Consider the following 14,349-nt stretch of genomic DNA (forward strand, 5'->3'; position numbering starts at 1 on the left):
TAGTAACTGTCCACTTAGCCAGAAATATACGATTCCATTTGGCCAACTACTTAGGGTGTGAAACAGCCCGTTTTGAGCAGGTGACTCAATTATTGATCACCTGTTGACAAAACTTATCCAATAAATCGGGATTTAAAACAATTTTTAATTTTTCACGTGTATCAGTAAGGCTGACTGATGGGTGGATTTTAAGCCAATCGTGTAACAAGGCGGAATTGGATTTACTCATATTTGTTACAAATATTTTCAGATCGTCATCTGCTAAATTATCAATCAGAATGTTCCAGTCAGGTGCAATAATGAGGTCAGGGCTATCTAAATCGAAACTCTGACTACTGACATTGAAAAAATATTTGAACTGGAATGGGTCACCGCTTTTCAGAATTCCAAAGGCAATCCGCGTATCATCATAGTCATGAATATACCAGTCACTATCACAATATGAGTAAACTGTTTCTACCTCTGGCGTAGTGCCTGGCTTCAGTTTATGCTCCTTCATATTATGCTCTTTCATAATATTTGGTAACGGGATACCCTTAATATCAATATTTTTTAAATCCACGTATTCATTGCAGCTTATATTGTCCTCGTCCTTTGCCTCTTGGGGCTTCAGTAATAACATCAGTGCATTTTTATCTTTTTTCAATTCGGATAATTCTGCAAAAGTATGGTTGTTTTCTAATAGTTCGATAATTTCATTAATAAACTCAACAGGGAATTTTTCGTTTTGTTCAAAAACTTTGCCAGTGTTTGCAATCAATGCAGGGGTAACCTTCGGGGGGCTGGCAGCCTCATTAGATGAAACAGTACCAACGTTTTCAAATCTGGAGGTGTAATCATTCTTATCAGCTTCAGTTGAAGCTCCATCTACTTGAGAGAAATGAGTGACAGCCCGGGTTGGGGATATATCTACACGAAAAGGGCCAAAATCGACTTGCCCGCTTTCAGTGTCTTGAGAATGTGCTCTGAAACGATTACACGAATCAGGAGGGAGGTTGATTTTATCAAAATTCATTACAGCTATCCTGAAAATTTATTATCATTCTGAAATAAATATGTTGTTGATTTAATTTTGTCTAGTAACATATTACAAGAGATTAAATAACAGGGTGATTAAATCATTAAATGTTGATGAAACTTGATCTTACTTGATTGGACAAGATGTTGGGTAGGAAAGTTCACACTCTGGGTCTAATAAATGTTGGACATAAGATAAAGAGTCATTTTCTGGCAGGCAGGAGAGGGAAAAGCTTTTCTTGCAGAAGTGGTCGGCGGTAAACAGCTTTATCGGGATATTCCTTTTTCCTGGTTGGAGTCCCGATGCATGAATGAAGTTTTCAGATAATGGTTTCCTGTAGCCTGGTTTCAAAGTCATCCCAGTCCATAGGTGCGCTGCTGATGATTTCCAGGCGGCTATCTGACGTTTCTTCAATCTCTATCACACTGACAATGCCATCCTGCATATTAAAACCTTTCACCCCCTGGTCTGTTTTTGCCACTGCTTTTAATCGCTGGGCAGTTTGCGCATGAATCAGTGAGAACAGCCGGTCAAATGAAAACGAAGCGCTTTCAGAAAACAGCCAGCCACAGCTGAAATGATGCTGGCCTGTGTTCTCCTTACGGAGGAAAAGCTGGCCTTCAGGTAGCTTGAGGCCCATGGCTTCGGTGGTCTGCAGCTGATCAGGGCTTTTCTGATGTGCATGGTGTGCTTTGGGGTTAACCGCCACACGATCACGGTGAGGAAGATCCAGCAACTCTACGGATAATGCACCTTGCTTTACCCAGGCCGTTTCTGGTTTTGGCTCCGGCAGCTGGTCTGCAAACTGCTCAAAACGTCTGCGGTCAGTTTCGCAGGATAAGTCAGTTTTGTTGGCTACCAGAACATCGGCCAGATGAATCTGATCCCGAAAATTGTCATTCTCAAGGTATCGGGTATCTTCAAGGTTGCGCGGATCCACAAGGCAGATACTCGCTTCCGGGCTCAGAACCTCACGGTAATACTCTCCTTGCAGTGTGTTAATAATTTCCTGGGGATGGCCCAGCCCGGTGGGCTCAATCAGCAGCCGGTCCGGTTTGCTGCGGGCGATCAGCATATTAAGGCCAATCTGCATGGGTAGTCCGGCCACGCAGCACATACAGCCCCCGGGCACTTCTCGCACGAATACATCATTACGTGCCGAAGAGCCTTGTAACAGGGCACCATCAATACCGACTTCGCCAAACTCATTGACCAGCACAGCCCAGGTTTCGTTTTCCGGTTTCTGCCTGAGTAAATGCAAAATGGCGGTGGTTTTACCGGAGCCCAGGAAGCCGGTGATCAAATTGGCAGGAATTTTTTTCTGCATTGTATTAACAGCCTTGCAATTTCAGGCAAGTGTAGCAGCCTGCTCGAGATTCTAAAAATAAGGTGTGGTCAGGAAGGGAGCAGGGCTAATTCATCATGGCCATAGCGGCAGTCAGTGTTTCCTGATTTCTCCGGGCAGTATATTGACGACCGGAGAAGGAGGTATTGAGGTTATTCCAGACCTGAGACCAGGGCCTTCACATCGCATACAATTTATTAATAAAGTTTTTTGTGAACAAACCTGCCGCAATGCATTGGCGAATAAATGGTGTCAGTGGTTTTAAAGTTTGGCTAAATAGCTGTGAAAGATCCAGAAAATCCTTGCTCTCCTGAGCTGCGCCAAGACCAAATTGTTCCTTTACATAAGGTAGATTTTGACAGGTTTTAAATGAACCATCGGAGCTTATTTGATCGTGAAGTGCAAGTATAACCCTATTTACTTTCTCCTTTGATTTTGGGCTGAAGCAGTCTTTCCCCGACCAGGAGGGTACATAATGTTTCTTTTGCCATTGGTCCCAGTTCCAATTATCGGGTTCATTGGGGTTTCGTGCAGCGGTACTGACCTGCTGAAGTTGCGTTACAGTCAGTTGAAAACGTTCTATAAGATGATCAATCAGTGGCCTGACAATCTGGTGTGCCTGACAGTTGTTCTCCGCAGCTGCCGTTAAAACAAGAGCATCAACTTTCTGGTTAACGGTTGTTAATGACTGATTAAATGTCGCACTTTCCTGTGCCATTTCTGCCATGACAGCATTGTAAGAGGGAGGAGCGGTATTGTAAGAGGTAGGACCGGTCAATGGTGTGGTATAAACAGTGTCATTATTTCCTGTTGGATCAAGCATAAAAAGACCTTTTTGTTGAGACGTAGATGTTGTTGTTCAGATGAGCTGAATAACTTAATCACTCTGCACAGACAAAGAGCTTATGCTGTCGTTTAGTCTGTTTAATCCGCCAATAGTTCCCTCGGTAACCAAATGAAATTTACGATGCCATTTCGCCAACTGCTTAAAGCCATTAATCACGACGGGTGAGCTCCTTGTTTACCAGCCAGATAAACCGTCTGTGACATGGCAATGACTTATGCGCTGTTGCTGTCACAGCGGCAAAGGACGTTATACGTCGTTTTGAATATAGTTACGTTGCGCTTTCTGGTAACGCCGGGCCTGAATAATTATCTGCATGTTTTTCAGTGTGTGATACGGTGTATCAACCACAATACTGTTGGATAACCAGGCAGGGAGAGCGCCGCCCGGCTCTGCATGCACCTGATAAACAACATCAATCTGGCCGTCTGCTGCTGGCGTAAACAACCAGAAGCCATTCATTCTGGTAATACGTACATAATCGTTATTTGCAGGCATTTGATCATTTTTGGCCGTCAGGTCAACACGAACAACTTTGCTGGTTGCATCCTGACGGGTACGGGAGTGTACAACGGTGTCACGATCCGATACTGGCCAGGGGGCTTTGGTGATCATATAAGTAATGGCTTCACCCCGGTCCTGGTGGTATTCGATAGCATCGATGCCACCGCAGTTATGCATCCACTCTGTTGCGACGGCAACATCTTCGATTAACGCTACCGGCGCTGTCAGCGTGGATGAAATGGTCATTTCACCACGAAACTCCCGCAGCTCTGAACCGGCAACGTTTCGGGTAAAAACTTTAATGCCTGAATCACTGTCGTCTTTTACCAGTTGCCATTCGAAGTGCTCGCTTTTCTCTTCGGCCAGAGCCAGAGTAGTCCAGGCTAACAAAACCGAGATACCACAGGTAATCAAATACTTCATTACTGTTGCTCCATAACATTATTATTGGTGGAGAAAGTGCAATCTGTTCACGACAGGCAGCACCATTGTTGCAAAGTTAATCCACTCTGACACGGACAAAAAATACCGCCCCTTCAGGCTACATTATAAAAAGCCGTGAGATAAAAAGTCACACACCGTCATTCGGGCTTCAATTGAGTTGACCAGCACCTGATATTCAAGATCAACTACTTAGTCGATACGGCAAGTTATTGATCACTCTCTGAACTTGTGTGTTATCTTTTGAATTGGTCTGACACCATGCTTGACATAAGTCAGTATGATGTCAGGCCAAATGCCCCATGATGCGCCTTCAACGTCTCATTCCGGAAACAATAAAGGAATAATTGAGTGAAGAAGCATCATTTGTTGATCCCGGCTCTGTCGCTGGCCCTGATAGCCGGGTGTAACAACGACGATAACGACGATACTTCCCCTCCAGTAATCAATCCCGAGCCCGGGTTTACCTCCCAACCCAGGGAGAGTGACCTGATCAATAATGACTGGCAATTCCGGATGGACTACATTTCCCCGGAGTCTGTCATCAGCGGTTATGATGACAGTAGCTGGGAGCAGGTCAACATTCCTCATGTCTGGGATATTGATAATGGCCAGGGCGGGGGTAGTTATTTTTATGGGCAATCCTCCTACTCGCAAAAATCTGTTCATAGACCAACTGGTCCCGGACCAGCGTTACTACCTCGAATTTGAAGGGGCTGCACTGATCTCCACAGTCTATGTCAACGGTCAGGAAGTGGGTGAACATAACGGTGGCTTCTCCATCTTCCGTTTTGACGTCACTGACTATTTGCAGGCCGGTAATAACCAATTAACCGTACAGGTTGATCATAAATCGCGTCAAACCCAGTACTTTCAGTGCTGGGAAGGATAGCGACCAGTTCGCTAGAACTGGCAAAATCACCGGAATGCCAAATTACAGTAAAAACAGGAACTTTTTGCAGTTTTTCAGGACAAAAAAATATGGCAAAAACGAAAACACTAAAAGTTCGGGTAAAAGACAAACACGCCAAATTACTCAGTAAAATGGCACGTTCGGTCAACTTCGTCTGGAACTATATCAACGAACTGAGCTTCCGTTCGATCAAAGAACGGGGTATGTTTTTGTCTGCCTATGACATACACCCTTACACCAAAGGCGCAGGGAAAGAACTCGGATTGCATAGCCATACTTTGCAGTGCATTGCTGCCGAATATGTGACTCGCAGGAAACAGTTCAAAAAAGCAAGGCTTAACTGGCGAAAATCCCGTGGTGTGCGACGATCTCTTGGCTGGATTCCGGTGAATACGAGTGCTGCCCAATGGAAAAACGGTCAGGTCTTCCACAACGGCCACTATTTTTCAGTGCGGGACTCTTTTGGTCTTGGTGACTACAAATTCCGTTCTGCCAGTTTTAGCGAAGACTCAAGAGGCCGTTGGTATTTCAATGTTGTTGTTGATGTAGAGCCTGTAACATCGGGAGGAGCACAGTCCGTCGGTATAGACCTTGGCTGCAAAGAGTCGGCCACCGATTCCAACGGTAATGGTGTTACAGGCCGTGAATACCGAATGCTGGAGCAAAAATTAGGTATCGCCCAAAGAGCCAATAACAAGCAAAGAGCCAAAGCGATTCACGCCAAAATCAAAAACAGGCGGCAAGACGCCTTACACAAATACAGCCGCAAACTGGTAAATGAGAATGCAGCCATCTTCGTTGGCAATGTATCCAGTCAGGCTATGGTGAAAACCAAAAAAGCCAAATCGGTTTTGGATGCCGGATGGGGATTACTGAAAACCATGCTGTCTTATAAGTGCGATCACGCAGGCGTGGTTTTTGAAATCGTCAACGAAGCCTACTCCACCCAGACTTGTTCGTGTTGTGGGGTAATTCCCGACAGCAGTCCGAAAGGTAGGGCTAGTCTTGGAATAAGAGAATGGGTCTGTTCAGAGTGCGGAGCTGAACATCAGCGTGACGTTAACGCTGCCAGAAACATTCTTGCGCTCGGGCATGAGCGTCTCGCTGGAGGAATCCCACTGCTTTAGCTGTGGGAGGATGTCAACATACCAAGAGCCTTGATGGCGATGCCTACCGGAAAACCACTCAGGCAGCGGTATACATTGCCTCTAAAAAACAGAAGGAAACCAGCCTGTCCAACATTAAGGCTTACTCCAATCTGGATGCCCTGACCCTGTCCATCAACGGTCAGGAGATCAGTACCCTGAATAAGGAAGATAATACCAGGCGTGTGGTTTTTGAATGGAAAAATCTGCCTGAGCTGACTGTTGGTACACACACAATCAGGGTGGAAGGGAACGATAATGGTACTTTGGTTTTTGACACATTTGAAATTAATCGGGTAGAGAATGAATCAAATGAGCTGACATCCTCGTTTATCAGTGTCATGTCCAGCGGTGAGGACGCCGGTGTACTGACCCAGATGCCTGTGGATCTGACGCTTGGTGCTTTGAAAGAGCTGGTTCTGTTACCGCCCGGTGCGACCATGGAGATTGTCGGCAAGGGCGACGATGACAACCTGGTTATTGAGCCATCCGATGAAATCAAAGTTACCGCAGAATCTGGCGATTCCCGTGTCTATAAGCAGGAACAGGCAGAAAGTCTCTCTTATGGCCGACCTGTGAGCGACAATGCCGTGAAAGGGTTTTATCCTGACAATATGTCGGCATGGGAAGACACCCTTAATCTGGTGGATGGCAAGAAGCGGACTCCCTGGGTTGGTTTTACCATGGATGGCAACACCTTTGCCGAAATTGATTTGCAACATAGCTTTTATGTTGATGAGGTAGAGTTGAGCCAAGGCTTAATGGGTATTGGGTATCCTGGAAAAATAAATTTTGAGATTGGTACCAACATTCTGGCCGTTGATCATCAAGATCATGTAAAGGAAAAGGATTGGAACAAACTAAGCCAATCATTCAAGGTACACAAGGACAAAAAGCCCGTGGAGGCAAAATATGTCCGGATTACTATTTCCGAATCCAGTAAGAAGATTACCCATCCCAGTATGGGGCACACCGTCGAGCTGGCATTTTTCGACGAAATAACAGTCCATGGTGGAATGATTGCCAGTAACAGTAATCAGGTGGACATTAACTATGCCAGGAAAAAAATCACCCTTCGCAGTATTAGTACTGATGTTAGTGATTTAAAAGAGTCATTGGACACACCAAGTGGCCGGTTTGAACTCTCGGTTATTGGTACCAACGGCGAACCTGTAGAGGACGGTCTGGTCATGCCGGGCTATAAGCTCAAGGTTGAGCGTATCACCGATACAGCCCGGTTCGCTGAAGTCTATACATTGATCCAGGGGATTCCAGTACTACCGTTGCCATAAGCTTGCCAATGACCCCATAACATAGCAACACGCCTCCCTTGCGGAGGCGTTTTTCTTTATTCATCGAACGATCCTTTCTTTATCCTGTCTACATGATTGTTAATCCAGATAGCTTTCTTATTTTCAGATGAGCAGCTTTTTATACTCCAGGCTGTTTTGTACGGGACCGAACTGTGCAGAGACTGAGTTATAACCAACTCATGGACAGGATACTTATCGCCCGGAGCGATACGGTAAGCGCGGCTGCCGAAGCGCATTTTTTTGCGGGCAGGAAAGTCAGTGTTGATCATGATGTCGTCCGGTCAATGTGCATAGCAAACCAACACTGGTCGTTTAATGAACAGGCCAAAACACTGCTGGACGTTGCTGTTAACAGCAACTTCTCGCCAGCGCTTGATGATAAACCCGGAATAAGAAGGTTTAACCGGTGGTTCTGGGGTGAATGCTGTCCGATAGAGGATATAACACCACCATACGCCTGTACCTGCTGGAAAGTGCACCAACAATATCCGAAGCAAAAGGTGGGAGGTACCCTGATTGAAAACGAGCGCAGGATTGTTAAAGCCGGTCCGACGGATGCGCCCGCCAGCCTTAATCCCAGGGTACTGCTGGCACTGGGCGCATGCCACCTGATTGAGTCGGAAAGGTTGCTGAAGATGCATGAGCAGCACCTGAAAAAGGCACCGGCTGATACCTCATTATTACTGCTGGAAAAGGCCAGCAGCAAACGCAAGAAGGCTTATGAGCAGTGGCTGGCTGCCAGCATACTGGATGCCGGGCAAACCCGGAACCAGTTAAGATCCTGGTTGATACAGTACGCTTTAAACAACAGCGCAATCAGCCGGGCCAGTGATGTAGAGAAAATAAAACAATTTCGTTCTGGCCAGCAGGAACGGCTGTCGGATCAATGGTTCAAACTACTCATCGACAGTGGCCTGTATCCCAACACTGAACCTTTGGCATCTCCCTTTGCCATGGCGCAACGGCTGGCTGACATAGCCCGACAATTCACAATAATCAATAATTTTTACCCTTACTCAGCCTGTGATTCCCCGGTTTTGCTGTTTTCCAGATATGAATTTCTGCTTTGGCACCTAAGTGACAAACCCGGTTATCTTCCTGAACCAGGCGATGAACACGCAGTGCTGTACAGGGCATTACATATTGCTATTTCTTATGACTACGCTCGCATGACTCATCAGTTAACAGCAATAAATCTGGGTGCGTCAGACGATTCATTTGCCAACCAGCCAACCTCCACCCCGGCCAGTAAAGCAGCCAGTATCGTTACCCAGAGAGCGGATGTCGCATGGTTTAAGGACGTGTCAATGACCACTCAAACCACTCAGGCAGTTTTTGTCAGAAACGAAAAAGAGGGCCAGGCTGCTTCGTCTGCTACCTGGGTTAAGGGCCAGACACCGCTTCCAAAACCGTTTCCGGAACCTGAGGACCTGGTGACGGCATTCGCTCATATTTTCAACGTTATGACCTACCCCAAACCTGATGACAAAACCCGCATTTACAATATGCCCCGGCATCGCGAGAAAATGATGGAGGCTTTTCAATTGCTGAAACAGGCCGTGGGCAGCGAACCGCCCTTACCGGATAATCTCCATGGTTACGCCTGTTTTCTCATGGGCTGGCTCCATGAGCAGCAATTAATTAACCATCCATCACCGGAGAAGGCGGCAGCATTGTATGAACAAGCCGCCAGCCGGGGAAAATTTATTCCATTAAACCTCCGGGCCGGTGACCTGTTTGCAGAAATCGGCGATTACAGCAATGCCTGTCGATGTTATGAGCAGATGCATCAGCAACTGCAAACGCTGGTGGATTCCTCCGACGAGGATGCGGCAACAGAGGACAGCGGTTATCTCAGCCCGTCATTTCAGGATTATTTGCGGTCAAAAATTGAATATGTCCGAATCAAGGCAAAAGATACGCGCTACCTGCGCCGCCTGACACCAGAGGAGATTCAGCAATACATCAACGGAGATAAAGATACCCGTCAAGGAACACGTCAACGGACAAATGCCCCGGCCGACCACCAGCGCCGTGAACCTGTCTGCAGTCAACCGCAGAGCCAGCCTGGACACCTTCAGCCACCAAATGAAAGTGCGCTGTTTCAGGATAAGGGCGTGGATAACGATACCAGCAATGCCGACTGCAACATTGCTGCACCAGCAGCCGGTCAAACTCCGGACAGCCCCGGTGCCCCAGCGAGGCAACCAGCGGTTCAACAGGACTGGACCCAACAACCGCTCCTGAAAGACGCTGATCCTGTTGCCAATAAAGAGCGCAGGGCAGACCTGCCTGGTTTTGTCAGGAAGCGACTGACAAGTCAATGGGATCGTTCGGTACACAGCCTGTTACAGCAGTTTTTCAACCGGAAAAAACAATTGATTCACACCCATGAAGAACAGATCGCCTGGCTCAGCCCAAAGCTGAATAAAATCCGCACAAAGCAGGGCAGCGAAGTCTTGATGGAACACCTGGCATGGGAACATATTAATGCAGCAGAGCAGCCATTGTTTGAGGATGTTGGGCATGGGCAAAAAAATGCTTTTAACTCGTGCACTGCGCATCTGAACCAGGCTCGTGATCTGCTGTTGCAGAGCATCATCCGAAAAACAGGTATTCAATACCAGCAGCTACCGGATCCGGAAAACTTTGAGGTGGATGTATTGAACATTGCGGAACGGGTCACCCCGAGCCTGACCCCCATTGAGATCACCGAATGGCTGTTCGGTATTGTCTGTCAGGCCAGAAGCCTCGGGCATGTTTTCAGCACGTTCAGGCTGTTGTATCCCGGAAGTGAAAATATTGCCTCCCTCAACCGGGGCTGGTTCTCATTAAAACGTCTCTACCGAACACCCTGAGGCTCCGCGTCATATCAATGGTAAAAACTTTGTGGGGAATTTTTCTTCATCCACAGAACGATCGGTTATTTATCCTGTCCAAGAGTGTGTTCAATTAGCTTTTCAATTTTCAGAAGAGCAGTTTTATTTGCTCATGGCTGTTACGTACGGAACCAGATTGTGGAGAGACTGAGTTATAACCAACTTGTGGACAGTGTCCTCAGTGCCCACGACGATAAAGCAAACGCCATTGCCGAAGAGCATTTTTTTGCGGGCAGGAAAGTCAGTATTGATCATAATGTCGTTCGGTCAATGTGCATAGCAAACCAACAGTGGTCTTTCACTGAGCAGGTCAAAACACTGTTGGACGTTGCCATTAACAGCAACTTCTCGCCAGCGCTTGATGATAAGTCCGGCATAAAGAAGTTTAACCGGTGGTTCTGGGGTGACATATGTCCGGCAGAGAATATAAAACTGCCATACGGCTGCACCTGCAAGGTAGTACATCAAGTATTTCCGAAACAGAAGGTCGGAGGCATCCTGACTGAAAATGAGCGCAGGGTTGTAATCGTTGGCCCACCGAATTCGTTCGTTAGCCTGGATCCCGGCGCAATGATGGCACTGGGTGCATGTCACCTGATTGAGTCGGAAAGGTTTCTGAAGATGCACGAGCAGCAACTGAAAAAGGCACCTGCTGAGGCATCATCCATATTTCTGGAAAAGGCCAGCAGCAAACGTAAGGAAGCTTATAAGCAGTGGGCAGCAGCCAACCTGTTGAATGCTGAGAAAGCCCGGAGCCAGCTAAGATCCTGGTTTATTCAGTACGCATTGAACAACGGTACAATCAGCCAGGCCAGTGATGTAGAGAAAATAAAACAATTTCGCTCTGGCCAGCAGAAACGGCTGTCGGATCATTGGTTCAAACTACTCATTGACAGTGGTCTGTATCCCAACACCGAACCTCTGGCGTCCCCCATTGCCATAACGCAACAGCTGGCCGATATAGCCAGTCAATTTACAACGGTAAATAATTATTATCCATATTCAGCCTTTGATTCCCAGGTTTTACTGTTTTCCAGATATGAACTCCTGCTAAAGACCCTGCGCGAAAAGCCCTGCTATCTTCCCGAGCCAGACGATGAACACGAAGTGCTGTACAGGGCATTACATATTGCCATTTTTGCTGACCAGGCTCGCAGAGTTCATCAGTTGGCAACAATAAACGAATGCTATTCAGAGAACTCATTTACCAACCAGCTAAGCTCCATACCGGCCAGGGAATTAACCAGGGCTGTTACCCAAAGGCTCGACGTCTGGAGCTATCAGGGTGCGGCTGAGAATATGTCAACCAGCCAAAGCCATGCAGTATTTGTCAGAACCAAAAAAGCGGGGCAGGCCGCTTCGTCTGCTACCTGGCTGAAGGGCCAGATACCATTTCCGGAACCTGAGGACCTGGTGACGGCATTCGCTTATATTTTCAACGTCATGACCTACCCCAAACCTGATGACAAAACCCGCATTTACAATATGCCCCGGCATCACGAGAAAATGATGGAGGCTTTTCAATTGCTGAAACAGGCCGTGGGCAGCGAACCGCCCTTACCGGATAATCTCCATGGTTACGCCTGTTTTCTCATGGGCTGGCTCCATGAGCAGCAATTAATTAACCATCCATCACCGGAGAAGGCGGCAGCATTGTATGAACAAGCCGCCAGCCGGGGAAAATTTATTCCATTAAACCTCCGGGCCGGTGACCTGTTTGCAGAAATCGGCGATTACAGCAATGCCTGTCGATGTTATGAGCAGATGCATCAGCAACTGCAAACGCTGGTGGATTCCTCCGACGAGGATGCGGCAACAGAGGACAGCGGTTATCTCAGCCCGTCATTTCAGGATTATTTGCGGTCAAAAATTGAATATGTCCGAATCAAGGCAAAAGATACGCGCTACCTGCGCCGCCTGACACCAGAGGAGATTCAGCAATACATCAACGGAGATAAAGATACCCGTCAAGGAACACGTCAACGGACAAATGCCCCGGCCGACCACCAGCGCCGTGAACCTGTCAGCAGTCAACCGCAGTGCCAGCCTGGACACCTTCAGCCACCGGATGGAAGTGCGCTGTTTCAGGATAAGGGCATGGATAATGATACCAGCGATGCTGACAGCAACACTGCTGCACCAGCAGCCAATCAAACCCCGGGCAGCCCTGGTGCCTTGAGACAACCGGCGGTTCAGCAGGACACGATCCAACAACCGCTCCGGAAAACTGTTAACCCTGTTGCCAATGAAGAGCGCAGGGCAGACCTGCCCGGTTTTGTCAGGAAGCGACTGACAAGTCAATGGGATCGTTCGGTACACAGCCTGTTACAGCAGTTTTTCAACCGGAAAAAACAATTGATTCACACCCATGAAGAGCAGATCGCCTGGCTCAGCCCAAAGCTGGACAAAATCCGCAGAAAGCAGGGCAGCGAAGTCTTGATGGAACACCTGGCATGGGAACATATTAATGCAGCAGAGCAGCCTCTGTTTCAGGATGTTGGGCATGGGCAGGAAAGTACGGTCAAGACGTGCGCTGCGCACCTGAACCAGGCAAGGGATTTGCTGCTGCAGAGCATCATCCGAAAAACAGGTATTCAATACCAGCAGCTACCGGATCCGGAAAACTTTGAGGTGGATGTATTGAACATTGCGGAACAGGTCACCACGAGCCTGTCCCCCATTGAGATCACTGAATGGTTGTTCGGTATTGTCTGTCAGGCCAGAAGCCTCGGGCATGTTTTCAGCACGTTCAGGCTGTTGTATCCCGGAAGTGAAAATATTGCCTCCCTCAACCGGGGCTGGTTCTCACTAAAGCGCCTCTATCGAACACCTTGAGGCTCCGGGGCATATCGATGGTAAAAACCGGGAACTTAACCACAGACTGGTTGTCTGATAGTGGGTAATGAACAACCGAAATTACTATCTATGCTGACCTCTGGCTCTGCGTCACCATTACTTTCATCCTGTACACAGATCGTTGCTAATAGCACCGACTGTTGCCGCACAACAAGCTTTAATGATCGAGAAGTTTCCGCGACACAGCCTGGCCTGCATATAGGTGCGGATCACCGTTCCGTGATCAAATCACTGGTTGACTACCGGGTGTGCTCATTAGCCGGGGAAGCGCTGCAGGCCGGTGCTGGCCTGATGCGTAATGCCGCAGGCTTTGCCTTGCGCCAGATACTCGGTGCCCCCGACGTTGTCAGGCTATGGCCTGGCTTAAAAGAGAGTCTGGTACTTTTGTCAGCGTTACCCACTATGGCTGCCAGGAACCTCAATTGCTCAATGGACTCTTCGCCCTGTGACCTGAACTCCTCCTTGCCTACCTGTTTTCCTAAAGATATGGAATGTACCGGTGAACGCGTTTGCCGTGACGGGACGGATGAAAAATCCTGCAATACGACCAGGTGCGAACAATTAGGGCGTCCCTTTCTTTGTGACAACAGTACATGCATTCCAGCCCACTGGGTATGCGATGGCACCATCTTCTGCCATGATCAATCCGATGAGGACGCCTGTGGTCTGTCGCCGGAAATAATTGCAGCAATCACTACTGCAACAGTGGCCGTTGGGTTCACCGTTGTTTACGGTACCTGTGTCTATAAAAGTTTCAAGGCGCTCAGAGATGGCAACAGTGAGGCAACAACCTGTCAGCTACTGACTATGGCACTGAAAAAGCCAGGGTATTTTCGACAATACCAGCAGGCCGTTGACCACAGGGTGCCTCAAATTGAACTGCCAGCTATGACCGTACAGAGAACCCGACAGTTTCAGGAGCAAGCGTCGACCGAACCGCGGGCTGGCCAACCTCAGGAGTCAACAGCCACCACCCTGGAAAGGCAAAAATCGCTGTGGGTCTGAACGGCTGACAGGAGCTGTGCCTTGCCACCCGGACAGCCTGTGCCATGCCCGTGGAGCCATAAAAACCATGTGAACCTGGCTGTTAT

The 14,349-nt window shown here is 47.9% G+C and carries 11 protein-coding genes; 7 read left to right on the top strand and 4 right to left on the bottom strand.

Annotated features, from left to right (window positions below; all coding sequences use genetic code 11):
* Positions 1-85 precede the first annotated feature (85 nt).
* The 4 genes from J7439_RS04090 to J7439_RS04105 form a co-directional block, all read right to left on the bottom strand.
* Complete coding sequence (locus J7439_RS04090; protein WP_209200553.1) at positions 86-1,015, bottom strand: hypothetical protein; 930 nt, start codon at positions 1,013-1,015, stop codon at positions 86-88.
* A gap of 322 nt (positions 1,016-1,337) precedes the next feature.
* Positions 1,338-2,345, bottom strand: a complete 1,008-nt coding sequence (locus tag J7439_RS04095; protein ID WP_209200554.1) for a CobW family GTP-binding protein — start codon at positions 2,343-2,345, stop codon at positions 1,338-1,340.
* 196 nt (positions 2,346-2,541) lie between these two features.
* Positions 2,542-3,186 carry a hypothetical protein gene (locus J7439_RS04100; RefSeq protein ID WP_209200555.1) on the bottom strand — a complete coding sequence of 215 codons (645 nt, stop codon included), beginning with the start codon at positions 3,184-3,186 and terminating at the stop codon, positions 2,542-2,544.
* 270 nt (positions 3,187-3,456) lie between these two features.
* Entirely contained in the window at positions 3,457-4,134 is a 678-nt protein-coding gene (locus J7439_RS04105; RefSeq protein ID WP_209200556.1) for an START domain-containing protein, read from the bottom strand.
* Between the two features lie 369 nt (positions 4,135-4,503).
* Here J7439_RS04105 and J7439_RS04110 point away from each other — a divergent pair, with 369 nt between their 5' ends.
* The 7 genes from J7439_RS04110 (at position 4,504) to J7439_RS04140 (ending at position 14,263) form a co-directional block, all read left to right on the top strand.
* Positions 4,504-4,863, top strand: coding sequence for a hypothetical protein (locus J7439_RS04110; protein ID WP_209200601.1), 360 nt, complete (start codon positions 4,504-4,506; stop codon positions 4,861-4,863).
* The gene (locus J7439_RS26890; RefSeq protein WP_209200557.1) at positions 4,787-5,044 is read left to right on the top strand and encodes a sugar-binding domain-containing protein; all 258 of its coding nucleotides are present in this window, start codon (positions 4,787-4,789) and stop codon (positions 5,042-5,044) included. The genes J7439_RS04110 and J7439_RS26890 overlap by 77 nt, the downstream gene beginning before the upstream one ends.
* 89 nt (positions 5,045-5,133) lie before the next feature.
* A complete protein-coding gene (locus J7439_RS04120; protein ID WP_286198188.1) occupies positions 5,134-6,192 on the top strand; it encodes an RNA-guided endonuclease InsQ/TnpB family protein in 1,059 nt (352 codons plus the stop codon).
* A gap of 2 nt (positions 6,193-6,194) precedes the next feature.
* Positions 6,195-7,502 carry a hypothetical protein gene (locus J7439_RS04125; RefSeq protein WP_209200559.1) on the top strand — a complete coding sequence of 436 codons (1,308 nt, stop codon included), beginning with the start codon at positions 6,195-6,197 and terminating at the stop codon, positions 7,500-7,502.
* Positions 7,503-7,702: 200 nt separating this feature from the next.
* Positions 7,703-10,381, top strand: coding sequence for an SEL1-like repeat protein (locus J7439_RS04130; protein ID WP_209200560.1), 2,679 nt, complete (start codon positions 7,703-7,705; stop codon positions 10,379-10,381).
* Positions 10,382-10,540: 159 nt separating this feature from the next.
* Positions 10,541-13,237, top strand: a complete 2,697-nt coding sequence (locus tag J7439_RS04135; RefSeq protein ID WP_209200561.1) for an SEL1-like repeat protein — start codon at positions 10,541-10,543, stop codon at positions 13,235-13,237.
* Between the two features lie 60 nt (positions 13,238-13,297).
* Positions 13,298-14,263 carry an LDL receptor domain-containing protein gene (locus J7439_RS04140; protein WP_209200562.1) on the top strand — a complete coding sequence of 322 codons (966 nt, stop codon included), beginning with the start codon at positions 13,298-13,300 and terminating at the stop codon, positions 14,261-14,263.
* Positions 14,264-14,349: the final 86 nt, after the last annotated feature.

The organism is Salinisphaera sp. G21_0 (assembly GCF_017744115.1).
Lineage (GTDB): Bacteria > Pseudomonadota > Gammaproteobacteria > Pseudomonadales > Endozoicomonadaceae > Endozoicomonas.

What these genes read in the sequence shown, in the direction of transcription:
- J7439_RS04090 (WP_209200553.1), bottom strand. Translation starts at nt 1,015, where the DNA reads ATGAATTTTGATAAAATCAACCTCCCTCCTGATTCGTGTAATCGTTTC.
- J7439_RS04095 (WP_209200554.1), bottom strand. Translation starts at nt 2,345, where the DNA reads ATGCAGAAAAAAATTCCTGCCAATTTGATCACCGGCTTCCTGGGCTCC.
- J7439_RS04105 (WP_209200556.1), bottom strand. Translation starts at nt 4,134, where the DNA reads ATGAAGTATTTGATTACCTGTGGTATCTCGGTTTTGTTAGCCTGGACT.
- J7439_RS26890 (WP_209200557.1), top strand. Translation starts at nt 4,787, where the DNA reads ATGGGCAATCCTCCTACTCGCAAAAATCTGTTCATAGACCAACTGGTC.
- J7439_RS04130 (WP_209200560.1), top strand. Translation starts at nt 7,703, where the DNA reads ATGGACAGGATACTTATCGCCCGGAGCGATACGGTAAGCGCGGCTGCC.
- J7439_RS04120 (WP_286198188.1), top strand. Translation starts at nt 5,134, where the DNA reads ATGGCAAAAACGAAAACACTAAAAGTTCGGGTAAAAGACAAACACGCC.
- J7439_RS04100 (WP_209200555.1), bottom strand. Translation starts at nt 3,186, where the DNA reads ATGCTTGATCCAACAGGAAATAATGACACTGTTTATACCACACCATTG.